The organism is Burkholderia oklahomensis C6786, from assembly GCF_000959365.1.
In the GTDB taxonomy this organism is placed as follows: domain Bacteria; phylum Pseudomonadota; class Gammaproteobacteria; order Burkholderiales; family Burkholderiaceae; genus Burkholderia; species Burkholderia oklahomensis.
Map to the genome: position 1 here is coordinate 2,107,437 of NZ_CP009556.1, position 24,281 is coordinate 2,131,717.

26 protein-coding genes are annotated in these 24,281 nt (G+C 70.2%); 8 read left to right on the forward strand and 18 right to left on the reverse strand.

All coding sequences use genetic code 11. The annotated features are described in order from the left end of the window. The first annotated feature begins 177 nt into the window (after positions 1 to 177). On the forward strand, positions 178 to 1,653 hold the full coding sequence (locus tag BG90_RS27025) for an MFS transporter (RefSeq protein ID WP_010118692.1): 1,476 nt from the start codon (positions 178 to 180) through the stop codon (positions 1,651 to 1,653). Positions 1,654 to 2,077: 424 nt separating this feature from the next. Beyond that, positions 2,078 to 3,331: an acyl-CoA dehydrogenase family protein gene (locus BG90_RS27030; protein WP_010108918.1), complete on the forward strand. Its 1,254-nt coding sequence runs from the start codon at positions 2,078 to 2,080 to the stop codon at positions 3,329 to 3,331. An 84-nt stretch (positions 3,332 to 3,415) separates the two neighbouring features. Here BG90_RS27030 and BG90_RS34045 read toward each other — a convergent pair whose 3' ends face one another. The 3 genes from BG90_RS34045 to BG90_RS35770 form a co-directional block, all read right to left on the reverse strand. Next, the gene (locus BG90_RS34045; RefSeq protein WP_010108917.1) at positions 3,416 to 3,739 is read right to left on the reverse strand and encodes a hypothetical protein; all 324 of its coding nucleotides are present in this window, start codon (positions 3,737 to 3,739) and stop codon (positions 3,416 to 3,418) included. Positions 3,740 to 4,047: 308 nt separating this feature from the next. Beyond that, positions 4,048 to 4,740, reverse strand: coding sequence for a methyltransferase family protein (locus tag BG90_RS27040; RefSeq protein ID WP_010118688.1), 693 nt, complete (start codon positions 4,738 to 4,740; stop codon positions 4,048 to 4,050). Between the two features lie 242 nt (positions 4,741 to 4,982). After that, entirely contained in the window at positions 4,983 to 5,168 is a 186-nt protein-coding gene (locus tag BG90_RS35770) for a hypothetical protein (protein ID WP_124072338.1), read from the reverse strand. Positions 5,169 to 5,396: 228 nt separating this feature from the next. Between BG90_RS35770 and BG90_RS27045 the strand changes: the two genes are divergently transcribed. Genes BG90_RS27045 through BG90_RS27060 form a run of 4 tightly spaced genes read left to right on the forward strand, consistent with a single transcriptional unit; the run spans position 5,397 to position 10,165 of the window. Beyond that, positions 5,397 to 6,431, forward strand: a complete 1,035-nt coding sequence (locus BG90_RS27045; protein ID WP_010118685.1) for a sugar ABC transporter substrate-binding protein — start codon at positions 5,397 to 5,399, stop codon at positions 6,429 to 6,431. Further along, the gene (locus tag BG90_RS27050; RefSeq protein WP_045568469.1) at positions 6,428 to 8,107 is read left to right on the forward strand and encodes a sugar ABC transporter ATP-binding protein; all 1,680 of its coding nucleotides are present in this window, start codon (positions 6,428 to 6,430) and stop codon (positions 8,105 to 8,107) included. Before BG90_RS27045 ends, BG90_RS27050 begins: the two co-directional genes overlap by 4 nt. Before the next feature lie 26 nt (positions 8,108 to 8,133). Next, positions 8,134 to 9,201 (forward strand): ABC transporter permease, encoded by a 1,068-nt coding sequence (locus BG90_RS27055; protein ID WP_010118676.1) that lies wholly within the window; start codon positions 8,134 to 8,136, stop codon positions 9,199 to 9,201. Then, positions 9,194 to 10,165, forward strand: a complete 972-nt coding sequence (locus BG90_RS27060; protein ID WP_045568470.1) for an ABC transporter permease — start codon at positions 9,194 to 9,196, stop codon at positions 10,163 to 10,165. Before BG90_RS27055 ends, BG90_RS27060 begins: the two co-directional genes overlap by 8 nt. A gap of 326 nt (positions 10,166 to 10,491) precedes the next feature. Here BG90_RS27060 and BG90_RS27070 read toward each other — a convergent pair whose 3' ends face one another. The 10 genes from BG90_RS27070 to BG90_RS36545 form a co-directional block, all read right to left on the reverse strand. Further along, positions 10,492 to 11,280, reverse strand: coding sequence for a hypothetical protein (locus tag BG90_RS27070; RefSeq protein WP_025990220.1), 789 nt, complete (start codon positions 11,278 to 11,280; stop codon positions 10,492 to 10,494). 92 nt (positions 11,281 to 11,372) lie between these two features. Then, on the reverse strand, positions 11,373 to 14,003 hold the full coding sequence (locus BG90_RS27075) for a TonB-dependent siderophore receptor (RefSeq protein ID WP_045568471.1): 2,631 nt from the start codon (positions 14,001 to 14,003) through the stop codon (positions 11,373 to 11,375). A 54-nt stretch (positions 14,004 to 14,057) separates the two neighbouring features. Then, on the reverse strand, positions 14,058 to 15,062 hold the full coding sequence (locus BG90_RS27080) for a FecR domain-containing protein (protein WP_045568472.1): 1,005 nt from the start codon (positions 15,060 to 15,062) through the stop codon (positions 14,058 to 14,060). After that, positions 15,059 to 15,568 (reverse strand): sigma-70 family RNA polymerase sigma factor, encoded by a 510-nt coding sequence (locus BG90_RS27085; protein ID WP_010108899.1) that lies wholly within the window; start codon positions 15,566 to 15,568, stop codon positions 15,059 to 15,061. Before BG90_RS27085 ends, BG90_RS27080 begins: the two co-directional genes overlap by 4 nt. 429 nt (positions 15,569 to 15,997) lie before the next feature. After that, positions 15,998 to 16,357: a COG4315 family predicted lipoprotein gene (locus BG90_RS27090; protein ID WP_010108897.1), complete on the reverse strand. Its 360-nt coding sequence runs from the start codon at positions 16,355 to 16,357 to the stop codon at positions 15,998 to 16,000. A gap of 37 nt (positions 16,358 to 16,394) precedes the next feature. After that, positions 16,395 to 17,192, reverse strand: coding sequence for a YceI family protein (locus BG90_RS27095; RefSeq protein WP_010118656.1), 798 nt, complete (start codon positions 17,190 to 17,192; stop codon positions 16,395 to 16,397). 42 nt (positions 17,193 to 17,234) lie between these two features. Continuing rightward, the gene (locus BG90_RS27100) at positions 17,235 to 18,035 is read right to left on the reverse strand and encodes an anti-sigma factor family protein (RefSeq protein WP_041282051.1); all 801 of its coding nucleotides are present in this window, start codon (positions 18,033 to 18,035) and stop codon (positions 17,235 to 17,237) included. After that, positions 18,032 to 18,553 carry a sigma-70 family RNA polymerase sigma factor gene (locus BG90_RS27105; RefSeq protein WP_010118648.1) on the reverse strand — a complete coding sequence of 174 codons (522 nt, stop codon included), beginning with the start codon at positions 18,551 to 18,553 and terminating at the stop codon, positions 18,032 to 18,034. The genes BG90_RS27100 and BG90_RS27105 overlap by 4 nt, the downstream gene beginning before the upstream one ends. Positions 18,554 to 18,567: 14 nt before the next feature. Then, positions 18,568 to 18,720: a hypothetical protein gene (locus BG90_RS36885; protein WP_010118645.1), complete on the reverse strand. Its 153-nt coding sequence runs from the start codon at positions 18,718 to 18,720 to the stop codon at positions 18,568 to 18,570. A 320-nt stretch (positions 18,721 to 19,040) separates the two neighbouring features. Further along, positions 19,041 to 19,373 carry a hypothetical protein gene (locus tag BG90_RS36545; RefSeq protein WP_162486583.1) on the reverse strand — a complete coding sequence of 111 codons (333 nt, stop codon included), beginning with the start codon at positions 19,371 to 19,373 and terminating at the stop codon, positions 19,041 to 19,043. Between the two features lie 53 nt (positions 19,374 to 19,426). Between BG90_RS36545 and BG90_RS27120 the strand changes: the two genes are divergently transcribed. Both BG90_RS27120 and BG90_RS27125 read left to right on the forward strand, forming a co-directional pair. Beyond that, positions 19,427 to 20,395 (forward strand): helix-turn-helix transcriptional regulator, encoded by a 969-nt coding sequence (locus BG90_RS27120; protein ID WP_025990219.1) that lies wholly within the window; start codon positions 19,427 to 19,429, stop codon positions 20,393 to 20,395. Between the two features lie 160 nt (positions 20,396 to 20,555). Next, the gene (locus BG90_RS27125) at positions 20,556 to 21,260 is read left to right on the forward strand and encodes a fumarylacetoacetate hydrolase family protein (RefSeq protein ID WP_010118640.1); all 705 of its coding nucleotides are present in this window, start codon (positions 20,556 to 20,558) and stop codon (positions 21,258 to 21,260) included. A gap of 171 nt (positions 21,261 to 21,431) precedes the next feature. Here the strand turns inward: BG90_RS27125 and BG90_RS37610 are convergent, their stop codons facing one another. The 5 genes from BG90_RS37610 to bufA1 form a co-directional block, all read right to left on the reverse strand. Beyond that, a complete protein-coding gene (locus BG90_RS37610; RefSeq protein WP_010108886.1) occupies positions 21,432 to 21,656 on the reverse strand; it encodes a GDCCVxC domain-containing (seleno)protein in 225 nt (74 codons plus the stop codon). 66 nt (positions 21,657 to 21,722) lie between these two features. Beyond that, positions 21,723 to 22,220 (reverse strand): DoxX family protein, encoded by a 498-nt coding sequence (locus tag BG90_RS27130; RefSeq protein ID WP_010122071.1) that lies wholly within the window; start codon positions 22,218 to 22,220, stop codon positions 21,723 to 21,725. Continuing rightward, the gene (locus tag BG90_RS27135; protein WP_010122073.1) at positions 22,217 to 23,038 is read right to left on the reverse strand and encodes an HvfC/BufC N-terminal domain-containing protein; all 822 of its coding nucleotides are present in this window, start codon (positions 23,036 to 23,038) and stop codon (positions 22,217 to 22,219) included. The genes BG90_RS27130 and BG90_RS27135 overlap by 4 nt, the downstream gene beginning before the upstream one ends. Then, positions 23,010 to 23,915, reverse strand: coding sequence for an MNIO family bufferin maturase (gene bufB / locus BG90_RS27140; protein WP_374189773.1), 906 nt, complete (start codon positions 23,913 to 23,915; stop codon positions 23,010 to 23,012). The genes BG90_RS27135 and bufB overlap by 29 nt, the downstream gene beginning before the upstream one ends. A 13-nt stretch (positions 23,916 to 23,928) precedes the next feature. Next, a complete protein-coding gene (gene bufA1 / locus BG90_RS27145) occupies positions 23,929 to 24,249 on the reverse strand; it encodes a BufA1 family periplasmic bufferin-type metallophore (RefSeq protein WP_025990523.1) in 321 nt (106 codons plus the stop codon). Between the last annotated feature and the right edge of the window lie 32 nt (positions 24,250 to 24,281).

Sequence of the window (24,281 nt, forward strand, 5' to 3'; positions counted from 1 at the left end):
ACACGGCGGCCCGCAACGTGCCGCCCCTTTCACAGCCCGCCTTTTCCCGCCCCACTCCGTCGATTGCTTATCGCCGCGCGCTTCATAACGAATCGCGAACTGCTTCTTTGTGTTTTACCGGGCCGCTTCGTATAACTGCGACTTGCCGTTCGAACCGACCCAACCGAAGAGCTTCCCTTGAGCACACTCGACCTCGATGCGCCGATCTCGACGCCGATCCGTTCCGCGAGCGACGTCTCGCGGCTCATCAACACGTCGGGCGCGCGCTCCGGCCATGCGCGCGTGATCGTCCTGCTCGCGCTCGGCGGCGTGTTCCTCGACGCCTACGATCTGACGACGCTGTCGTACGGAATCCAGGACGTGACCCGCGAGTTCAATCTGACGCCCGCGCTGAGCGGGCTCGTCAGTTCGTCGATCATGATCGGCACGATCCTCGGCAGCCTGATCGGCGGCTGGTTCACCGACAAGATCGGCCGCTACCAGGTGTTCATGGCCGACATGCTGTTCTTCGTCGTCGCGGCGATCGCGGCCGGCCTCGCGCCGAACGTGTGGGTGCTGATCGCCGCGCGCTTCGTGATGGGGCTCGGCGTCGGCATCGATCTGCCCGTCGCGATGGCGTTCCTGTCCGAGTTCTCGAAGTTCAGCGGGCGCGGCAACAAGGCGTCGCGGCTCGCCGCGTGGTGCCCGATGTGGTACGCGGCGTCGTCCGTGTGCTTCCTGATCGTGTTCGGACTGTACTTCCTGCTGCCCGCGGCGCACGCGGGCTGGCTGTGGCGCGCGTCGCTGATCTTCGGCGCGGTGCCGGCGCTCGTCATCATCCTGGTGCGCAGCCGCTACATGAACGAGTCGCCGCTCTGGGCCGCGAACCAGGGCAACCTGAACGACGCGGCGCGCATTCTGCGCGAATCGTACGGGATCCATGCACACGCGGCCGACGACGCTGCGCGCTCAACGCCAACGCCAACGACGGCTACGACGCAGCCGCCCGTCAGCTTCCGCGTGCTGTTCAAGCGGCCGTATCTGCAGCGCACGCTCGTCGCGAGCGCGATGAATCTGTGCATCCCGTTCGAATACACGGCGATCGCGTTCTTCCTGCCGACGATCCTGTCGCAGTTCCTCGGCGCGGGCGTGTTCGAGACGATCGCCGCGACGCTTGCGCTCAACGTGCTGTTCGCGCTGACGGGCGGGCTGCTCGGGATGCGGCTCGCGTACCGCCTGCCGTCGCGACGCGTCGCGATCGCCGGTTTCGCGCTGCAGTTCGCCGCGCTCGCCGCGCTTGCGCTGCTCGGTCATCCGCAGACCGCGCTCGGGATCGGCGTCGCGGTGCTGATGCTCGGGCTGTGGCTGTTCGCCGAGGGCTTCGGTCCGGGCGCGCAGATGATGATCTATCCGGCGCTGTCGTATCCGACGTCGATTCGCGGCACGGGGCTCGGCTTCGGGCGCTCGCTGACCGGCATCGGCAGTGCATTCGCGCTGTTCGTGCTGCCGATCCTGAACGCGCGCCTCGGCACCGGCATGTTCTGGATCGTGTCGATCGCGGCGTGCGTGCCGATCGCGTTTCTCGCGGCGATCCGCTACGAACCGACCGCGCGCGACGTCGACGCCGAAGAAAACGCCGATGACGGCCGTGCGCTCGCGCGCGAAGCGGCATAGGCGGAATTGCCGCGGCGGCACGGTTCGGCCGTTGGCGCGCGACGCGATGGCGCGGCGAGGCATCCGCCGTACGCGCGCCGAGGCGACGGCGGTCGCGCGTTGGCCGCGATGCCGTTGCGACGCGGCGCGATCCGACCCGGTTCGGCGATGCACGTCGCCACCGGCATTCCAGCGGCAATACGCGAACGGTTCACCGCATCGTGACGCGGCGAACGGCGCGCGATGCATCGGAGGCTGTTTGTCGACGCACGATGGCGTTCGGTCACGTCAGTCGAGCGCTCGCGCATCCGAACGCTCGAATGACCGAGCGCCGAGCAAGCTGCCTACGCCACTCGCCCCAAGCCGAGATTGCCGCGCGCGAGGCGCGCGCCGCGTTCGCTGCACCATCGATCCACCTTTCGTTCACTCACCACAGGACACCGCCATGCCCCACGCTCTCCCCGATCAAACGATCTCGACCGGCGCAGATTACGCGCCGCTCGCGGCCCGCTTCCGGCCGATCTTCGCGCGCATCGCCGAAGGCGCGATCGAGCGCGACCGCACGCGCACGCTGCCGCACGAGCCGATCCGCTGGCTGAAGGAAGCCGGATTCGGCGCGGTGCGCGTGCCCGTGCAAGCGGGCGGCGCGGGTGCGTCGATTCCGCAGCTCTTTCAACTGCTGATCGAGCTCGCGGCCGCCGATTCGAATCTGCCGCAGGCGCTGCGCGGCCACTTCGCGTTCGTCGAAGACCGGCTGAATGCGCCGCCCGGCTCCGCACGGCAAGCGTGGTTCGACCGCTTCGCGAGCGGCCAGCTCGTCGGCAACGCTTGGACCGAAATCGGCGACGTCGCGCTCGGCGAAGTCAAGACGAAAGTATCGAGGCGAGACGGCCGCTGGGTCGTGAACGGCGAAAAGTACTACAGCACCGGGACGATCTTCGCGGACTGGATCGACGTCTACGCGCAGCGCGCCGACGACGGCAGCCCGGTGATCGCCGCGGTCGCCACGCATCAGGCGGGCGTGATCCGCGACGACGACTGGGACGGCTTCGGCCAGGCGACGACGGGCAGCGGCACGACGCGCTTCGTCGACGCGCACGTCGACGAACAGCACGTCATCGATTTCGCGCAGCGCTTCAAGTATCAGACGGCGTTCTATCAGTTGTTCCACCTCGCGACGCTCGCCGGCATCGGACGCGCGGTCGAGCGCGACGCGAGCGCGCTCGTGCGCGATCGAAAGCGGGTCTACAGCCACGGCAACGCGCCGCGTGTCAGCGAAGACGCACAGATCCTGCAGATCGTCGGCGAAATCTCGGCATGGGCGTATGCGGCCGAGGCGATCGCGCTGCGCGCCGCGCAGCCGTCGCAGCGCGCGTACGAGGCGCGCTTCGGCAAGGACACCGCCGCCGAGCACGACGCGAACGTCGCGGCCGAAATCGAATCGGCGCAGGGCCAGCTGGTCGTGTCGGAGCTCGTGCTGCGCGCGGCGACGCATCTGTTCGATGCGCTCGGCGCATCGGCGATCAGCACGACGAAGGCGCTCGACCGTCACTGGCGCAACGCGCGCACGGTCGCGTCGCACAATCCGCTCGTCTACAAGGCGAGGATCGTCGGAGATCGGGCCGTCAACGGAACCGAGCCGCCGTATGTGTGGCAAATCGGCAGCGGGCCCGGCAAACAGGAAGAAAAGGCCGCGTGAGCCGCGCGGCAAATCGATGCGCCGCGCATGCCCGCCTGGCGCCCTGCGGCGTCGGCAGGCAGGCAAACCGCTAGCGCGGCGCCGTCACGTGTTGGAGCCGACGACGTTCAGGCCGCCCGCGCCGCTGAACGTCAGCGTGTTGTTGGTGTTCAGCACGTTGTCCCACGTGCTGCCGCGCGTCGTTACGATCTGCGAGCCGTTCGCAAACGCGCCGTTCGCCGACGACGAGATGACGAGCGCATTCAGGTACGGATTCTGGTTGTTGCCGTATTCGACCGTCTGCTTTCCGTTGACTGCCAGCGAGACGGCGATCGTCGCGCCGGATTGGCTGGGATCGGAGCCCTGGCGGGTCACCAGCTCGATGCTGAGCGGCAATCCACTTTGATTGACGAGATTCTTGTAAGCCATGTCGCATCTCCCAGGCGGACCGGGTAGCGGCGGCTGGCGGCGCCGGCCCGCCGGAGCGCGCCCCGCCAACCCGTGAAGCCAGTTCCAATACTAGGTCATCGTCCGCGACGCGAACCTAGCATTTTTGGTAGGTATCCGATCGAATCGCGCGCGGCGCGCGGCGTCGCAACGTGCGCCCATCGGCAACGCGCGAACGCGGCATGTTGATCCGGATGACGAATACTCGCGTCGTCGAATGCGAGGCAGACGATGAGGCCGCACGGCGCCGCTCGGCGCGATCGACCCTCCGATGATGCGCGCCGACGCGGTCAGAAGAGGCCCGGAAGCACCCGATAGCGAACCGATCGCTTGTAGGCGCGGTACGCGACGTCCTCGGACAGGATCCTTTCCTCGCGATGGATCCGGCCGACTTGCAGCCCGATCTGCAGCGCGACCGCGAGCAGGTTGCGCGTGCTGAAGTTCGTCAGCAGGAAGCCCGTATCGATGATCAGATAGCCGAGATACATCGGATGCCGGACGAACCGGTACGCGCCGCGCGACACGACGCCGCGGTTGGCCGGCAGGATGCCGAACGATTTCCTGAGCGACAGCTTCGCGAAAAGCTGCCAGAACAGCCCGAACAACTGGATCGCCGCGCCGACCGTCTCGGGAATCACCTGGCGGCTCGCGGTGAGCTGGAAGACGAGGTAGTAGAAGGTGCCGCCTAGCGAGAAGAGCAACGCAACCGGGCTCCAGTCGCGTTTTTTCGGCGGCTCGGCGAACAGCGACAGACCAACCGTCAAGGTCATCGAGACCGCGAGCAGGATCAGCGTGATCCGCGACGGATCGAGCCGCCACTGCGTATACGCCGCATACGCGAAAACCCCTAGCGCGAGCGCCGCGACGACGCGCACGAACACTTCGATCAGGATGCCGACGAAGCTCTCGGCGTCGTGCGCGGCGCACGGACGGCCGCCAGACGCTGGCAACGCACTCGCCGCGCCGTGTCTTCTCGCGGCCATCGGCGGTCGGATATCGTGATCCATCGCGAACACCCCCCGTTCGTCTCATGCTTGTTTTCTGCCGATCGAGCTTATCACGGCGCCGCCGCGCGCCGGCACGTCGAATCTAAAAATTAGGTTAAGTCATCTGATAAAAAAATGACGGTTTTCCCGATTCGGTCAAATGCAATCGTTTGCGAAAATAGTTTGTGATAAAACGGATCGCACAATTTTCGTTTGGAATAACACGGCTTCTGCATCGCTCATTCGGGTTTTCCAGCGGATCCGGCGTGCGCTCGCGCCGCGCTAAAAATACGCCAGAGCGGTTTTTCATTCGTCGGGACGTTCTGCTCGCCACGGTATTTACCCGCTCTTTCCTGCGCGCCGATCATTGGCTCGACGAAACGATCGCCAATCGATTTAGCGTCGTTCTCGATGCCACTTTTCATTAGCCTGACAAAATCGATATATCGATCACGGGTTAACGCCGATCGCCGAATTCAATGGCGTCGCCGCGCGCAGACCGCCTCCGATTCCGGCATCGCATCTTTGCTTGTGCGGCCCGCGCATTTGCCGGAATCCCATAACCAAAGCACGAATCCATCGTTCCCTTTGCCGGCGCGCTTGCACAGAATCGTTCGTTCGTCTCAACGCCCATGCCCGAACGCCCACGAACCATGTCACGTCCGCTCCCGCCGCTCGCTCGCCTGCTGTCCACGCTGTTCGCCGCCGCGCTCGCGGCCGGCGTCGCCGCCGCATCCGCCCACGCCGCCCCGCCCGAGCAGCCGGATCGCGCGCCGCTGTCGCTCGCCGGCAAGCGGATCGGCATCACGGTCGCCGGCACCGATCATTACTGGGATCTGCAGGCGTACCAGGGCGCCGTCGACGAAGTGAAGCGTCTCGGCGGCACGCCGATCGCGCTCGACGCGGGCCGCAACGACAGCCGCCAGATCGCGCAGATCCAGACGTTGATCGCGCAAAAGCCGGACGCGATCATCGAGCAGCTCGGCACCGCGTCCGTGCTCGAGCCGTGGTTAAGGAAGATCCGGCAGGCGGGCATCCCGCTCTTCACGATCGACACCGCGTCGCCGTCGAGCCTGAACGTCGTCACGTCCGACAACTTCCTGATCGGCTCGCAGCTCGCGCTCAAGCTCGTCAACGACATTCGCGGCGAAGGCAACATCCTCGTCTTCAACGGCTTTTACGGCGTGCCGGTGTGCGCGATCCGCTACGACCAGTTGAAGGCCGTGCTGAAGTGGTATCCGAAGGTGAAGATCATCGAGCCCGAGCTGCGCGACGTGATCCCGAACACCGCGCAGAACGCGTACGCGCAGATCAGCCAGCTATTGCAGAAATATCCGAAGGGATCGATCTCGGCGATCTGGGCCGCGTGGGACATCCCGCAGGTCGGCGCGACGCAGGCGGTCGACGCGGCCGGCCGCGCCGAAATACGCACGTACGCGGTCGACGGCAGCCCCGAGGCGGTCGCGCTCGTCAGGAATCCGAAGTCGAGCGCGGCGGCCGTCGTCGCGCAGCAGCCGGCGCTGATCGGCCGGACCGCGGTGCGCAACGTCGCGCGCTATCTGGCGGGCGACCGGTCGCTGCCCGCTTACACGTTCGTGCCGTCGGTGCTCGTCACGAAGGACAACGCGGGCGTCGCGCAGCGTACGCCCGGACAGGCGTCCGCCGACGCCGAGGCCGCGCGGCGATGACGGCGGCTCATGCGGCATCCGTCACGCCCGGCGTCGACGCGCCGCTCGCGCTCGACGTGCGGCGCGTCGTCAAGCGCTTCAACGGTGTCGCGGCGCTGCGCGGCGCGTCGCTCGCGGTGCCGCGCGGCACCGTGCACGGGCTGATCGGCCAGAACGGCGCCGGCAAGTCGACGCTCATCAAGCTCCTCGCGGGCCTCCACGCGCCGGACGAAGGCGAGATCGTGGTCGGCGGCGCGCCGCTCGCGGCGGGCGGCGCACGCGCAGGCTCCGCGCGCAAGCGGGCGGCCCGGATCGGCTTCATCCACCAGGAACGGCTGCTGCCCGCGACGTTCACGGTCGCCGAGGCGCTGTTCTTCCCGCAGCCGCCGACGCTCGGCGGCGCATCGCGGCTCGGCCGCCTGCTGCCGCTCGACGTCGGGCGGATGCGGCGCGACTGCCGCGCGGTGCTGCACGAGCAATTCGGCGTCGATCTGCCGCCCGATCGGCTGATCGGCGAGCTCTCCGTCGCCGAGCAGCAGATCGTGCAGATCACGAGCGCGCTGATCCGGCACAGCGAGATCCTCGTATTCGACGAGCCGACCGCGGCGCTCGTGTCGAGCGAGGTCGACCGGCTGCTGCAAACGATCGAGCGGCTGCGCGCCGACGGCAACACGATCCTCTACGTATCGCATTACCTGGACGAGATCGCGCGCGTGTGCGATCGCGTGACCGTGCTGCGCGACGGCGTCGACGTCGCGCATCTCGACGCGCGCGCCGCGTCGCGCGACATGCTCGTCGCCGCGATGATCGGCGCGCCGCACGCGAACGCCGCACTGCGCAGCGGGCCCGCCGCGCCGCGCACGCCGGGCGAGGTCGCGCTCGACGCCCGCGAGCTCGCGCTGCCCGGCCGCTTCGGGCCGCTGTCGCTGTCGGTGCGGCGCGGCGAAGTCGTCGGGCTGACGGGCGTGCTCGGCTCCGGCGGCAAGGACGTGATCCGCGCCCTCTTCGGCCTCGCGCGCGGCACGCGCGGCGACATTTCGATCGACGGCCGCGCCGTGCGCGTGCGCCGGCCGCGCGATGCGGTCGCGCACGGCATCGCGCTCGTGCCGGAAAACCGCTTGGCGCATGGCGTCGCGGGCGCGCTGTCGGTGCGCGGGAACATCGTGCTCGCGAGCCTCGCGCGCGTGTCGCGCTTCGGCTTCGTGCGCGGCCGCCGCGAAACGGCCGCCGCCGACGCGCTGATTCGCCGGCTCGACATCCGCCCCGCGCGCGCGGACTGGCCCGTGCGCTTCCTGTCGGGCGGCAACCAGCAGAAAGTCGCGCTCGCGAAGTGGCTCGGGCGCGCGTCGACGGTCTATCTGCTCGACGAGCCGACGGCCGGCGTCGACGTCGGCGCGAAGGCGCAGATCTACCGGCTGATCGACGAACTGGCCCGCTCGGGCGCCGCCGTGCTGCTGTTCACGAGCGACCTGACCGAGCTGCTCGACGTGACCGACCGCGTGTACGTGATGGCGCGCGGCGAGATCGTCGCGGCGCGCGCGTCCGCGCGAACGACGACGCAGGACGTGCTCGCATGGGCGACGCTCGCGCGCGGACCGCAGCGCGACGATGCGGGCGCCGGCGCGCACGCCGCGGCGAATCCGGTGGAGGCTTCGCACGATACGAACGCGGCGCCGCCCGCCGCGGAGGCCGTCTGATGTCTTTGTCAGCCGGAAAGGGCGGCATGCGCGGCCGCGCATTCGATCTCGGCCGCGCGGACGCGGCCACGTCGGCTACAACGAGCCCGCCGGCCGCGTCACGCGCGGACGCGCGCCATCGCGCAATCGACCGCCGCTTCCTCGTGCGCGGCGGCGCATGGCTTGCGCTCGCGCTCGTGATCGCGGGCTTTTCCGTCAGCTCGCCGCTGTTCCTGACGTTCGCGAACCTCGGCAACGTGCTGCAGCAAAGCGCCGTCACCGGCCTGCTCGCGTTCGGGCTGACGATCGTGATGATCGGCGGCGGCGCCGACGCGATCAAAGGCGGGCTCGATCTGTCGGTCGCGGCGAATCTCGGCCTGTGCGCGGCCGTATTCGCGGTCGTCACGCGTGACGGACAGGGCGACGCGATCGCGTTCGCCGCGACCTGCGCGGCCGGCGTCGCGGTCGGCGCGCTCAACGCATGGGCGGTCGCGTGGCTGCGAATCCTGCCGCTCCTCGCGACGCTGACGACGATGAACATCTGCGCGGGCCTCGAGCTCGTGCTGACCGGAAACACGCCCGTGCCGTCCGCGAGCCCGCTCGTCGGCGCGCTCGTGGGCGCCGGCCCGTTCGGCGCGCCGTGGCTCGCATACGCGCTCGTGAGCGTCGCGGCCGCGCTCGGCGTGCTCGTCCACCGGACCGGCTACGGGCTGCGGCTGCACGCGGTCGGCGCGCATCGCGCGGCCGCGCTCGCCGCGGGCGTCGACGCGCGCCACTACGTCGCGTCGAGCTATCTCGCATGCGGCCTCGCCGCCGCGCTCGCGGCGCTCGCATCGTCGGCGCTCCTGAGCGGCAGCGCGCCCGGCGCGGGCGACAACCTGCTGCCCGTCGTCGCGGCGGTGCTGCTCGGCGTCGTGTTCTCGCGGCGGCTCGTGCCGACGATTCCCGGCACGCTCGTCGCCGTGCTGTTCGTCGGCATGCTCGCGAACGGTTTTCAGTTGAACAACGTGTCGAGCTATTGGGTGAGCGGCGTCGAGGGCGCGCTGATCCTGTTCGTCGTCGCAGCCGTCGCGCTGCTGCGACGCCGCCAGTCGGAGGGGTCGTTCGATGCATGACGCATTCGACCGCCTGCGGCGCTTCGCCGCCGTCGGCGCGCTCATCGCCGTGCTCGCATTCTTCTCGGTCGAAGCGCCGGGCTTCGCGACGCTCGCGAACGTCGAGCATGTGCTCGTCAACACCTTCGCGCTGCTCGCGATCGCCGCGCTCGGGATGACGCTCGCGCTGTCGATCGGCGCGATCGACCTGTCGCTCGGCACCGCGATCGACGTCGCGAGCCTCGCGTTCGTCGCGGCGCTCGCGCATCGCGCGGGTTTCGCCCCCGCCGCGCTCGCGGGACTCGGCGCGGCGCTCGCGGTGGGTGCGGGCAATGCGCTCCTCGTCACGCGGCTCGGGATCGCGCCGTTTCTCGCGACGCTCGGCACGCTGTTCATCGGCCAGACGATCCAGCAGCTCGCGACCGACGGCGGGCAGCCGATCTATCTGCTGAGCGCCGCGCCGCCGCCCGCGTTCGATGCGCTCGCACACGGCGCGTTCGTCAACGTCGCGCTGCCGCTGTGGATCGTCGCGGCGCTCGCGATCGCGCTGCATCTCGCGCTCGAGCACTCGACGCTCGGCCGGCAGGCGCGCGCGCTCGGCGCGCAGCCGGGCGTCGCGCGCTACTCGGGGCTGCGCGTCGGCGCGCTCGCGGCGGGCGCGTTCGTCGCGAGCGCGCTGATCTACGGCGTCGCGGGGCTCGTGCTGTCGTCGACGGTCAAGTCGTACGCGCCGCAAGCGGGCAACGCGTATCTGCTGAACGCGATCGGCGCGACGTTCATCGGCGCGACGCTGTCCGCGACGCGCCGGCCGAACGTCGCGGGCACGCTGATCGGCGTGCTGCTCGTCAGCTTCGTCGCGAACGGGCTGCTGCTGATCGGCTGGAACTTCTACTGGCAGCAAGTGGCGAGCGGCGCGCTCGTGTTCGCGGTGCTCGTGCTCGGCTCGGGGGTCGGGCGCGGCGGGCTCGCGCGGGAAGCCGGCTAGGCGGGCGACTGCGAGCCGGACGCCGTGTTCGATGCGTTGTTTCGCGCGAGCCCGGAGGCCCGGCCCGTGTCCGTCCTTGCGCCTTCGCGGCCCGCTCGCCCCTCCGCTTCGTCCGGCCGATCGGGCGTCGACGGCCCGGCGATCTCGCGATCGATGCGACGCAGATCGCGGCCTCGGCTTTCACCGATCGCCGACGGTTTCGACGGTTTCGACGGTTTCGACGGTTTCGACAACTTCGACAACTTCGACAACTTCGACAACTTCGACAACTTCGACAACTTCGACAACTTCGACAACTTCGACGATCGTCGCCGCGCGCGCTCCGCTCAGCGCAGGCCCGCCGCCCAGTCGACCGCCGCGTCGAACAGCGCGACGCCTTCGGGCGACAGATTGCCGAACGTGTCGTTGGTCAGGAAGAACATCACGCGGCGCGCGGGCGCGAGCGTTTCGTAGTCCATCGTCGCGCCCTTTTCGTACGCGAAGATCGCGGCCCTGTCCGGCTCGCCGTAGACGGTCGCGACGATGCTCGCGCCGAGCCCCGGCTTGCCCCAGCTCATGCCCGCCTGCCGGCCGTAGACGTTCGTCGTCCCCGCCGGCAGCCCCGCGGCGATCGGATGCGGCGCGTTGACGAGCCACAGATGACGCTCCTTGCCCGTCTCGCCGAAATCGACGTCGTGGCGCTTGCCCGTCATCGCGAAATCGTCGAGCAGGTCGTTCTCCCACGTCAGCAGCGGCTTCGCGAGCGAGCGCCAGCCGCGCGCGACGCGCTTGCTCGATACCGTCGACGACACGATCACGAGATCGGCGTCGGCCGCTTCTTCGACGGGCCGCGCTTCGTCGACGAACCGCACCGCGTAGCCGCGCGACGCCAGATGCGCTTTCGCCATCTCGTCGGTTTTCAGATTGGGCCCGCCCAGCTGGACGAGCATCGCGATGCGCTTGCCGGCGGCCGGTCGAGGCGCGTCGCCGGACGCGCGCTGCTCCGCAGGCGCGCACGCGCCCGCATGCGCGACGGCGGGCGCCGCCGCGGCAAGACCGCACGCGAGCGCCGCGCCGCCCAACCCGCGCAGCACGCGGCGGCGCGCCTGCATCAAACGATCGAATCGTTGCTTCATCGGTTTCTCCCGCGCGCCCGCGCCGTGTGCGGCGCGACACGGCGCGCGCCTGATCGGTTTGAAAATCGGAAAATGAAAAACGGCGCCGCCGCTCAGAACTGCAGCGTCGTCAGCAGCGACACCTGCCGCGCGTCGCCGACCGACACGAAGTACCGGTTCACGCTCGACGGGTAGTACGTCCGGTTGAACAGATTCTTCACGTTCAGCTGGAACTGCAGCTTCTGCTTGCCGATCCGCGTGTCGTAGGTCGCGAACGCATCGGCGGTCGCGTACGCGGGCAGCGTGAAGCTGTTCGCCGAATCGCCCGGCCGCGCGCCGACGTAGCGGCCCGCCGCGCCGATCCGCAGGTCGTCGCCGCCGAACACGGGACCCGCGTCGTAGACGGCCGCAAGCGACGCCGTGTGCTGCGCGACGTTCCACAACCGGTTGCCCGCGTAAAGCGGATCGTCGGTCGTCTTCGCGTCGATGTACGCGTAGCTCGCGATCACGTTCCAGCGCTCGCCGATCCGTCCCGACACGTCGAGCTCGATCCCGCGCGAGCGCGCGCGGCCGGACGTGCGCCAGTCGGTCTGGTTCGTCGCGTCGTCGTACTGCGACACGAGCACGTTCTTCTTGTCGATGTTGAAGAACGCGAGCGTGCCGGTCAGCCCGCTCGGCATGTCGAGCTTCGCGCCGAGCTCCCACGACGTGCCCTCTTCGGGCGCCGTCGAGCCGTCGATCACGTAGCCGCCCGTCATCGGCGCGATCTTCGAGGTCGGCTTCAGCGACTGCGTGTAGCTGCCGTACAGCGACAGCGCGTCGTTCCACTTGTAGACGATGCCCGCGCGCGGCAGCCATTTCGTGCCGTTCAGGCTCGTGTTGACGTGGAACGGACGGCCGCGTCCCGCGAGCTGGCTGTAGCGGACGAAGCGCGCGCCGCCGACGAGAATCCACTTGTCGGTCAGGTGGATGCTGTCCTGGAAGAACACCGACGCGGTGTGCAGCGTGTCGCTCTGGTCGCTGTCCGACGCCGACACGCTCGTCGACGGCGGGATCAGCCCGTACGCCGGGTCCAGATAGCTGAACGGCGTCTTGATCGCCTGGCGCAGCATGTCCGCGCGATAGACCTGCCGGTATTCGCTGTCGACGCCGAACTGCACGTCGTGCCGCATCCCGGCGAGCGTCACGCGGCCGTCGACGTATGCGATCCCGTAGCTGTCGGTGCTGCGCGAGCCGTGCGTCGCGTCGTTGCTGCGCGTGAGCGTGCCCTTGACCGGGTCGACCGCCGTGATGCGAATCTGGTTGGCATCGTAGGTCTCGCGGTTGTAGCTGTAGCCGATGTGCGCCTTCCAGTCGGGCGCGAGCTGGTGATCGACCGTCAGTTGCGCGAGATTCGATTCGCCGCGCATGTCGTTGAACGGCTCGTCGAGGCGGCGGCGGCTCGGGATCGCGAGCGGCTCCTTCGTGCGCGGGTCGAGCGCGGTGCCGCGATCGAACGGCATCAGGAACCGGCGATACTCGTACGACAGCACGACCTGTGTGTCGCGGCCGTACCACGCGAGCGACGGCGCGACGAGCGTCTCGCGATGCTCGCCGTAGTTGCGCCAGTACTGCTCGCTTGTCTGATCGACGATCAGCCGGTACGCGAGCCGCGAGTCGCCGATCGCACCCGTCGAGTCGAACGTGACTTCGCCGCCGTTCCGGCCGTGCCCGTAGGTCGAGCCGAGCACCGAGATCGCGTTGTGGCGCGCGAGCCGCGGCTGCTTCGCGACGACGTTGATCACCCCGCCCGGGTCCATGATCCCGTACAGCAGCGACGCCGGCCCCTTCAGCACTTCGACGCTGTCCGTCGTCGCGTTCAGCGAGCGGCCCTGGACGATCGGCATGCCGTTGCGCATCACCGAGCCGTCGCGGTTGTCGCCGAAGCCGCGCTTCATCACCGTGTCCTGCGTGCTGCCGAGCGTGTTGCCCTGCGTGATGCCGCTCACGTTCGCGAGCGCGTCGTCGAGGTTGCGCGGACGCTGATCGCGCAGCACCTGCTGCGGCACGACGTTGACGGCCTGCGGCACCTCCGACAGCGGCGCATCGCTGCGCAGCCCCGCCGCCTCGCGCGGCGGCCGGTAGCTGTCCGCGTGCAGGCCGCTCGCGCGCACCGGGACCGTCGGCAGCGTCGTGTCGGTCGCGAGCCCCGCCGTCGCGGCAGACGCGGCCGCAGCCGCGGGCAGCCTGACGAGCGTGTAGCCGCCGCTCGGCTGCCTGACCGCGACGAGGCCCGTGCCCGTCAGCAGCCGGTCGAGCGCCGCGGCCGTATCGGCGCGGCCGTGCAGGCCGGGGCTTTGCAGGCCCGCGGTCAGCTCGCCCGGAAACGCCAGCAGGATGCCGGCCTCGCGGCCGAAGCGGTTCAGCGCGGCTTCGAGCGGACCGGCCGGGATGTCGTATGCGCGCGTCGCGGCCGCGGGCTGCGCGGCGTTCGACACCGCGGGCGCGGCGAACGCCGAGAACAGCGCGGCGGCGGCGAGACGCGTGACGATGCGGCGCGGTGTGAACTGCGGCGCGGGCGCTTGGCCGTCTTGCACTGCGGGCGGTCGGCCGTGCCCGCGCGCGGCGCGCCGGGTGCGCGCCGCCGGTTCGGCCGGCGAGCGTGCCGGGTCCGCGAACGCGCTGCCGCGCGAATTGCGATTGCAGAATGAATCCATGATCGATGACTCGTTGACGATGGGTTGAGTGCAGCCTTCATTCCCCATGTCACGCGAACATCGAAAACAGCTCAGGCCAAGCGAAGATTTTTTCCGAAGCGCTCATTCGCGCGCGGCGACGACCGTCACCCAGTAGCGGGTCACGTATTCGACGTCGACGGGCAGCGTCTCGCGCAGCGTATCGAGGATGCGGTCGGGGTCGTCGAGCGGGTACGTGCCCGACACGCGGAGGTTCGCGACCGCCGCGTCGCAGCGCACGCGGCCCGGGCGGTAGCGGTCGATCTCGGCGAGCAGGTCGGCCAGGCGCAGGTTCGACGCGACGAGCATCCCGTCGGCCCACGCGCCCGCATCGCCGCCGATCGCGCGCGGCGGCCCGGCGAGCGCATCGCGCGTGAAGTCCGCGCCCTGCCCGGCCGCGATCACGCGCGGCTCGCCGGCCGGGCGCAGCGGCGCGACCCGCACCGCGCCTTCGAACACGTCGACGCGCGTCGCATCGCCGCGCTCGCGCACCGAGAAGCGTGTGCCGACCGGCCGCACATCGCCGTGCGCGGTCGCGATCACGAGCGGCCGCGCGACCGCGCGCGCCGCGTCGCGGCCGCTCGTCACCATGATCTCGCCGCGCAGCAGGCGCACGCTGCGCGTCGTGTCGTCGAAGCGGACGTCGATCGCGCTGTCGGTGTTGAGGACGACCGTCGTGCCGTCCGCGAGCGTGACCGTGCGCCGCTCGCCGACCGCCGTGCGCACGTCCGCGCCCCACGCGCGCCATGGCGCACAGATGCCGGCGGTCCACGCGGCGCCGCCCGCGAACAGCAGGACCGCGAGCGACTTGACCGCCGCGCGCCGCCCGCGCGAACGCGACGGCAGCAGCGCGGCGCGGGCCGCCTGCGCGCTCAGCGTGTCGGCGACGCGGCCGAGCCGTCCGTTGACCGCCTCGATGTGCCGCCATGCGGCGTCGTGCGCCGGATCCTCCGCGCGCCAGCGCGCGAGGCGCGCGCGCATCGCGTCGGTCGCGCGGCCCGAGCCGAGCTCGATCCACCACTCGACCGCGCGCCGCGCGACGGCCGCGGGCACCGCAGGCGGCCCGCCGAAGCGCTCCGCCCCGCTCATGCGGCAATCGCGAAGTAGCACTGCGCGCCCGCCTTCACGAGGTAGCGCTTGACGGTCGCGAGCGACACGCGCAGCTCGGCCGCGATCTGCGCGTGCGTCATCCCGTCGAGCTGCGCGAGCAGGAACGCGCGCTTGACCGCGGCGGGCAGCCCGTCGAGCATTCGCTCGATCTCGAGCAGCGTCTCGAACAGGATCGCGCGCGTCTCCGGCGAAGGCGCGACCGCCTCCGGCAATTGCGCAAGCGCGTCGAGATATGCGCGCTCGAGCCGCTCGCGCCGCCAGTGGTTGTACAGCACGCGCTGCGCGACCGTCGTCAGGAACGCGCGCGGCTCGGCCGCGTCGATCGGCTCGTCGCGTGCGAGGAGGCGGATGAACGTGTCGTGGACGAGATCGGCCGCGCGTTCGCCGCAGCCGAGCTTCTTCGACAGCCAGCCGTGCAGCCAGCCGCGATGACCGGTGTAGAGCGCAGCGATCTCCCGCTGCAAAGGCAGAGTGTTGGCCGGCATGGACATGATCCCCCGGACCGTCGCGCCGGGATGCTATTTTGTAAATGAGAATGATTATTATATACAAGCTTGCAACCGCGCTGCGAGCGTGTCGTCGCGATCTGTGGGGCGGCCGCCACTTTCCACTTTCCGTTCGTCTTCGCTCGTCGTGACCGCCTGCAGCGTCCGAACGCGCGTCCGCCGATGCGCTCGCTCGCCCCGCTGCACGGCTCTTCGCTCGCGGCCGCCGCTTCCGGTCACGATCACGGTCACGGTCGCAAACGCAAGCGCGACCGCATTCGCGCCTCGAACGATCGGCGTTGTCCAGCGGCCGCGGCTGCAACTTCTCCCGTTTTCACCGCGCGCCGCCGTGACCAGCCGTCCCGGGCAGCGCGCGGCGCACGCGCTCACCCGCCGTCGTCCGCCCTGCCGGCGATGGGGCCGCGCCCGTCAAGGCTTCGCGACATGCCACATGCCGCCGAAGCCGTCGCCGTTGTGCTGCCCCGGCTTCCTGTCGCCCGAAAAGCGATACAGCGGATGCCCCTTGTACGTCCATTGACGCTTGCCGCCCTCCGCGGCAATGAGGCCGAGGCCGCCGCCCGGCTTGTCGTACGGATCGGCGAGCGCCGCCGGCCAGTTCGCCGCGCAGCCGCCCATGCACGCGCTCTTGCCGGGCATCGTATCCCGGTCGAATGTGTAAAGCGTCATGCCGTCGTCGTCGACGACGATGCCGTTCGACGCCTTCGGCGGCTCCGCGAGCGCCGCGGCCGGCACCGCGCATGCGATCGCGACCAGCAGGATCTTGATCATGATGACTCTCCTTGAACGAAGAAAACGGGCGCGCCGGTTACGGATCCGCGCGCTCCCTGACGAATTCGGCCTGGATCCGCATCCGCACGTCGTCGCCGACGGCGGGCAGCCAGCGCGACAGCCCGAACGCCGTCCGGCTGAAGTGGCCGTCGGCGACGAACGCGAGCGTGTGTGCGGCGCGCGGGGTCGCGTCGCGTAGATTGGCGTCGCGCGGACTAGCGTCGCGCGGATCAGCGTCGCGCTGAACGGCATCGCGCGGACTGATGTCCCGCCGAACCGCGTCGCGCTGCCCGGCGTCGTGCGGATTGGCGTCGCGCGGACCAGCGTCGAACGCGACGGCAAGCGTGATCGGCCGCGTCGTCGCGCGGATCGTCAGGTCGCCGGTCAAGAGGCCCGTCGCCGCGCCCGTGCGCACGAAGCGCGTGCCGACGAAGCGGATCTCCGGATAGCGGGCGACGTCGAGCATCGCCGAACCCTTGACGAGCGCGGCGACGAACGGCACGTTCGCGCCGAGGCTTGCCGCATCGATCGTCACGTCGACACGGCTCGCGACGAGATCGTCGTCGGCGCTGGCAAGCTCCGCGCGCATCCGCGTGAAGCGCATCGTCAGATGCGCGTGCCAGAAATTGTCGACGCGGAACGTGACGCCGGAGCGCCGCGGATCGAGCCGGTAGCGCGGCGCCGCTTGCAGCGACGCGTCGAGCGCGACGGCCGGTTCGGCATCCGCTGCGCCTGCCGCGCCGCCCGCGCCCACACCCACGCCCGGCGCGAGCCACGCGCACACGACGCACGCGAGCGTCGCGACTGCTTTCCCGCATGAGCCGGCCGCATCCATGATCGCCTCTTCGCCGCATCGACGTCGCGCCCCGGCTCGCGCCTACCGCCATCGTTCAGGATGGCCGCCGAGCTCGCCGCAGACGTCGACCGCGATCGCGCGCAGCCGGTCTTCGGCGAGCTGGCCGGACAGCGCGTACGCAGTGTGGTCGCTGACCCAGTAGAACGTGCGCCGGTCGCCGTCGCGCAGCAGCTTGACCGCCGTCTCGCGTTGCGCGGACGCGCTCGCGTAGAGCGCGAGCCGCCCCCCCGCCGGGCTCTCGTACATGAACTGCGCGGCGGGGCCGGCCGCGCCCGGCAGCAGCCGGCCGCCGAGCAGCGCGAAGCCGTATTCGTCGAGCGACGGCGCGACGATTCGCCGGCCGATCCGCGCCGACAGCCACGCGGCGAGCGCGCCGTCGCGGCCGGCGGCGACCTCGACCGGGTGCCGCGCGTCGGGCGCGTAGACCGCGTATGCGAGATTCGCCTGGCGCGCGAAAGCCGTCTGCGCGGCGGCGGGCGCCGCAAATTGCGGCGCGACCGCGCCGCTCAGCCACCCGAGCGCGACGCCCGCCGCCAGCGCGCCGCCCGCGAACGCGGCGCGCCGCCACCAAGGCGTGCGCACGCGCAGCACGACGCACGGGCCGCCGCTCTGCGCGGCGGGATCGGCGAACAGCGCGCGCAACGCCGCGCGCTGCGCGCGATAGTGCGACGCGACGTCCGCCGCGTGCGCATCGTCGGCGAGCCGCTCGGCGACCGCGCGACGCTCCGCTTCCGGCAGCTCGCCGTCGACGAACGCCGACAGCGCGAGCAGCCCCGGTTCGTCGGATTCCGGCGCGACAGTGGGATCGAGATCGTCGCTCATCGTTGATTTCTCGCTGCGGTGAAGGACAACGGTCGTCGATGCGGCGCGTCGGTCAAAAGCGCGCGCATGTGCTCCCGCGCGCGCGACAGCCGCGACATCACCGTGCCGACCGGCACGCCGAGCACCGCCGACGCCTCCTGATAGCTCAATTCCTCGACGCACACGAGCAGCAGCACTTCGCGCTGCTCGAGCGGCAGCCGGTACAGCATCCGCTGCACGTCGCGCAACACGAGCGCATCGACCTGACCGGTCGGCGCCTCGAGCGTGCGCCACGGGCCGTCGTCTTCGTCGACGGCGAATTCGCGGCGCGCGCGCAACTGGTCGATGTACAGATGGCGCAGGATCGTCAACAGCCATGCGCGCAGGTTGCTGTCAGGGCGAAACGCACGCATCCGCGCGAGCGCGCGCTCGGCGGTGTCCTGCACCAGGTCGTCGGCCCACGCGGGATCGCCCGTCAGCGCGCGCGCGTAGCGGCGCAGCTGCGGCAGCCAGCCGACGACGTCCGTTTCGAAGCTCACGCGCAGCGCCGTCGTCAATAGCCGCCACCGCCGCCGCTGCCTCTGCCATAGCCGCTCGTCGGCGCGGCATGGCCGGACGACGACATGTCGTCCGACGACGCGCAGCCTGCGGACAGCATCAGCGCGAGCAGCGCGAATACGGCCGAAAGAACCCGTGTCGATTTCATTTCCGCCTCCCGGCGGCGCGCCTGTTGCGTTCGGGCGCCGCTCGCACGCCGCAGCGTGCGGCGCCCATGTGTACAAGAACGTTTGTCGGGAGCGCTTTATTCCGCCGCCTCCGGACGTACGTAACCACAAAGATAGGCCGGATCGTGGCGGGGACACGTGCAGGAAAACGTGGTGGAACCGTTTCGGGAGCCGGGCGGCACGCGTCGACGCCCCCCTGGCCGCGGGTGCGCGCCCGCCGAGTGGTGGCGAGCGGGTTGCCGATTGCGCGTTGCGCGTTGCGGGCGGCCATTGTGATGTCTGTCAAAATAGCGGCGCGCGATCATCCGCCCGGCGCGATACGCATGCCGATTCCGGCGGCGGTTTCGTCGGCCGCATGCAAGCGGCCCCCGGAAGCAAGGCAAAAATCGCCGATCCGGCCATCGACGAGCATGGCGGTTTCCGCGACTGCGTCGCCCGTCGCATTGGGCCCGGCGACGCCGCCCCGCGCGTGCGCGGAAGCGGCGCAAGCCGCCATGCCGAAGCGACAGCCGGCAGCGGCGTCGGCTGCGGACGCCGCGCCGCAACCGGCCCGCCCCCGCGCTCCCGCATTTTTAGCGACAATCTGATGATTTCCCGCCGCGCCGCCGCGCGCGGCCGATTGCAAGACACGCATCACGACAGCCCCGACCGCCCATGCCATCCACCGTCAAGCCGCGCACGTACGGCATGCCCGAGCGCAGCGACCGCCTCGACTTCTATATCCGCGACGAGGCCACCCGCCGGGCGATCACCGAGCCGCACCGGCACGCGTACTTTCAGATCCAGTTCAACCTGGGCGGCGACACCGAGCAGCAAATCGGCGGCGTCACGCGTCCGTTCCCGCGCGGCGCGCTCGCGTTCGTGCTGCCGTACCGCGAGCATCTGATTCCGCATCCGCCGGGTGCACACTTCGTCGTGATCAACTTTTCGCTGGCGTTCCTGCGCGCCGACCTCGATGTCGATCCGCTCGACCTCGAAGACGTGTCCGCGCAGCGCGCGCCCGAGCTCGCGCCGTTCCGCTTCCAGGAGCACCTCGATTTCATCCTGACGGGCGCGGCGTTCGACGACGCGCGCCGCCTCGCGCAGCGGATGCTCGAAACCGACCGCGCGCGCACGTTCGGCTCGGCGCCGCTGTTGCGCGGCTTCCTGCTGCAACTGATCGGGCTCGTCTGCACGCGGTATGCGGGGCCGCTCACGAAGCTCGCGCAGAACGGCGCGCACCGCGCGGGCCGCCGCGACGCGTTCGCGCGCGTGCTGCGCCACGTGCGCGCGAACCTGACGAACGAAGAGCTGACGCTCGCGGGCACCGCGCGCGCGGCGTTCCTGTCGCCGAACTACCTCGCGCACCTGATCCGCAAGGAAACCGGCAGCACGTTCACCGATCTCGTCACCGAGCGGCGGATCGCGCTCGCGCAGTCGCTGCTCGCGCACACGACACGGCGGATCGCCGACATCGCGCACGCGGTCGGCTTTCGCGACGAAGGCTATTTCTCGCGGCGCTTTCGCGCGTGCGTCGGCGTGTCGCCGAAAGACTACCGCGACGCGAACGGCGCGCCCGACGCCGCCGTCGCGCCAGCCGCCGAGGATGCGAAGGACGCCGCTGGCGCTGCCCGCGCAAACGGCGCGGTCCGGGCGGCCGCGAAGCCGCGCGCGTAGTTTTGTCCATGAAGACGACACATCCGTCGCATCGGCGCGCGCGCCGCATTGCTATCGTCGACGTGTCGCCGACGCCCGCCGCGATGCGCGGCCGGGCGTCCCGCTTCCGAAGACCGCAGCTTCCGTTTTCGCTTTCCGAAACCCTTTCAGAGACCAGAAGATGACCGATTACGTTTTCGCGCCGCCTGCCGTTCCGTCCGTCGGGATCGCCGGCTCCGCCGCGCGCTTTCCGGTGCGCCGCGTGTTCTGCGTCGGCCGCAACTACGCGGACCACGCACGCGAGATGGGCGCCGATCCGAACCGCGAGCCGCCGTTCTTCTTCTCGAAGCCGGCCGACGCGATCGTGCCCGCGAGCGGCACGGTGCCGTATCCGACGCTCACGTCCGACCTGCATCACGAGATCGAGCTCGTGATCGCGATCGGCCGCGGCGGCCGCGCGATCGCCGCCGATTCGGCGCTCGGCCACGTGTGGGGCTACGGCGTCGGCGTCGACCTGACGCGACGCGATCTGCAGGCTGAAGCGAAGAAAGCGGGCCGGCCGTGGGATTGGGCGAAGGGCTTCGACGCGTCGGGTCCGCTGACGGCGCTCTATCCGGCCGCGTCGATCGGCCATCCGCAGCGCGGTCGGATCTGGCTCGCGGTCAACGGCGACGCGCGCCAGCAAGGCGACCTCGCCGACATGATCTGGCCCATCCCCGACATCGTCAGCTACGCGTCGCGCGCGGTCGAGCTGCGCGCGGGCGACCTGATCTTCACCGGCACGCCGGCGGGCGTCGCCGCGCTGCAGCCGGGCGACCGCGTGACGGGCGGCGTCGACGGCGTCGCGTCGTTCGAATTCGTCGTCGGGGAGAAGCCGGCGGCGTGAGCGATGTCGCCGGTTGCGCGGCGACATCGGACGTATCGGCGGGAGCCTTGCCTGCAAGCGCGGCGCGCGCGCCGAGCCGACGTTCGCGCGGCGCCGTCGAGCGCGACGTCGCGCGCCGGGCCGGGACCGCGGGCACGCCGCAGTGCTCGACGCCGGCCGGCTGGCCTGTCGTCACGAACCGCCCGGATCGTCGGACTCCGATGCCCGCTGCCTCGACGGACAACGCACCGAACCGTACGAGCAAAACACGCAGCAATCACCCGGATGCGGACGCAGCAGCGCTCCGCAGGCCCTGCATTCGTAATGGAACAGACATGCGTTCTCCGGCATCGTCTCCTGCCGCGCGAAACCGCAGAACGGACAGGTCAGCACGGATTCCCGCACGATTTCGTTCATCGCTTCCTCCCCGGAGCAAGGTTCCGCTTGGCGCGGCCGGCGCCAGCTAGACCTGATTCGCGCCGCCTACGCCCCGCCGACCGTCGCCGACACGTCCGGGCGCAGCCAGCGCCGCCACAGCCAATGATCGACCGACAGCGTGCCCGCGCCGCGACACAGCAGCACGAGCAGCATCGCCGCCCACTGGATGTGCGTCGGCCACGCCTGCGGATACACGAAGATCTCGATGACGGAGGTCATGCCGAGCAGCGCCAGCGCCACAGGCCGCGTGGCCAGGCCGAGCACGAGCAGCACGGGCGCGCTGAGCTCGATCGACACGGCCGCGTACGCGGCCAGCGCCGGCGGCAGCAACGGCAGCCGGTACTCGTCGCGGAACAACGCGAGCGCCGCATCCCAGTTCGCGAGCTTCGTCATCGCCGAATTCCAGAAGATCGTCGCCACTGCCAGCCGCAGCGGAATCGCGAGCAGCCAGTAAGGCACGCGTTCGAGCCGCTGCGCGGCGCGCAACAACCCCGCTTTGCAACCGGCGCGCCAGATGCCGCCGGCTCGAATCGGGCGTGTCATGATCGCGATCCTCCATTCGTCGAGTCGATGCCGCCGTCCTGCGCCGCCGTATCGGCGAAGCATCCGCGCGACAAAAGCGTGGCGAAGAGCGCATGCGCGCCCGCCTGCGGCGCGTTCGCGAACGCGGCGTCGATCGGCTCGCCCGCGAAGAGCGCGCACGCGACGCGCCAATCCGCCTCGCCGAGCCGCAGCACGTCGACGCCGTCGTCGGTGCGCTGCGCGAGCAGATGCACGGGGCCGTCGTCGAGCCGGATCCGGCGCAGCGCGCGATCGTCCTGCTCGAGCACCGCGCGCCAGATCGCGTCGACCGGATACGCGCAGCGCAACAGCCGCGCAGCGGGATGCGGCCGCAGCCGGAGCGTGCGAAGCGCCGGCTCGTCGAGTCGCGCAAGGCGCGCGAGATCGAGCGCCGCCACGTCCGGCGCGTGCAGCGCGAGATCGACCTGCCACTCGAGACGCGCGACATCCGCCAGATACGGCACGCAAGCAGCCTCCGGCATCCGCGCGAGAAATCCGGGAAACTCGGCGCCGTACTCGTCGAGCCACGCGCTCGCCGGCAGCGATGCACGAGCGAAAAGACCGGCCGCGCCGTCGAAGAACGCTGCGCCCACCAGCCGCTGCGTCGCGGGGAACGCAAGCCGCAGCGCGTCCCGCAGCACGCTCGCGGACGTGTTCCGATAGACGCGCAGACGCGCGTCCGGCGTCAGCCCGTCCGGCAGCACCCAGTCCGCCGCGTCGGCGCCGACGCCGACGCCATCGGACAGACTGCGTCGAACGGCCCGCTGCAATTCAGCCAGCGTCGGCGTTCGCGGATTCATGTCGAACCTCCTCCAGCGCCGACTCGGCGATCGCCGCTTCCTGCATCAGCGTGTCGACGGGCGGCACGTCGGTGTCCCATTCGATCAGCGTCGGCACCGCGCCGAAGCGGCGCAGCGCGACGCGATACAGCGCCCAGACCGCGGGCGCGACGCGCGAGCCGTGATCGTCGATGCGCAGCACGCGGCCGCCGTCGAGCCGCATCGCGCGATGGCCGGCAAGATGGATTTCGCCGATCGCGGCGGGCGGCAGCGCCGCCAGATAAGTCAGCGGATTCCAGCCGTGATTGCACGCGCTGACATAGACGTTGTTGACGTCGCAAAGGATGCCGCAGCCGGTGCGCCGCGCGAGTTCCGCCAGAAATTCCCATTCGGGTATCGTCGAATGCGCGAAGCGAAGATAGGTCGACGGATTCTCGACGAGCAGCCGCCGGCCGAGCGCCGTCTGCACCTGATCCACGTGCCGGCTCACAACGCCGAGCGCCTCCTCGGTCATCGGCAGCGGCAGCAGATCGGCGAGATACGCGCCGCCCACCGTGCTCCACGACAGATGCTCGGACACGAGCGCCGGCTCGTAGCGCGCGACCGCGTCGCGCACGCGGGCCAGATGCGCGGCGTCGATCCCGTCGGCGCTGCCGACGGACAGCCCGACGCCGTGCAGCGACACCGGATAGTCGCGCCGAATCGCGTCCAGCACGCGCGGCGCGGCGCCGCCGCCCATGTAGTTCTCGGTATGCACTTCGAACCAGGCGACGGCGGGCCGCTCGTCGAGCACCGCCCGATGATGGCGAAAACGCAGGCCGATGCCCGCTCGCCCGGCAATCGCGTCGGGCGATGCGTCGTCGGGCATCGGGCGCATCCGCGCCGGGATCGCGCTCATGATCGGGCGCGCGTCAGCCGGCCTTCGGCATGCCGCCCGAGATCTTGCTGCAATCGCCCGCCGGCAGCAGCACGAACGACTTCGGGTCGCGCGCCTGGCTCGCCTGGCCGGCGCACGAATGCGCACCTTCCGCGCAGTCGTTCTTCGCGACCGCGTTGATGCCGTAGCACTTCTCGAGCTTGTTTTGCGCCATCCTTGCCATATTGTCCTTCACGACCTGCGGCATGCCGCTCATGTCCTTCATGCCTTGCGCCTGTCCGGGCACGGCCTGCATCGCGAGCGCGACGCCGATCGCGGCGGACAGCGACGAAATCGTCAAAGCGGATCTGCTCATGGTGTCTTCTCCTGAAAGGGGGCATTGCGATC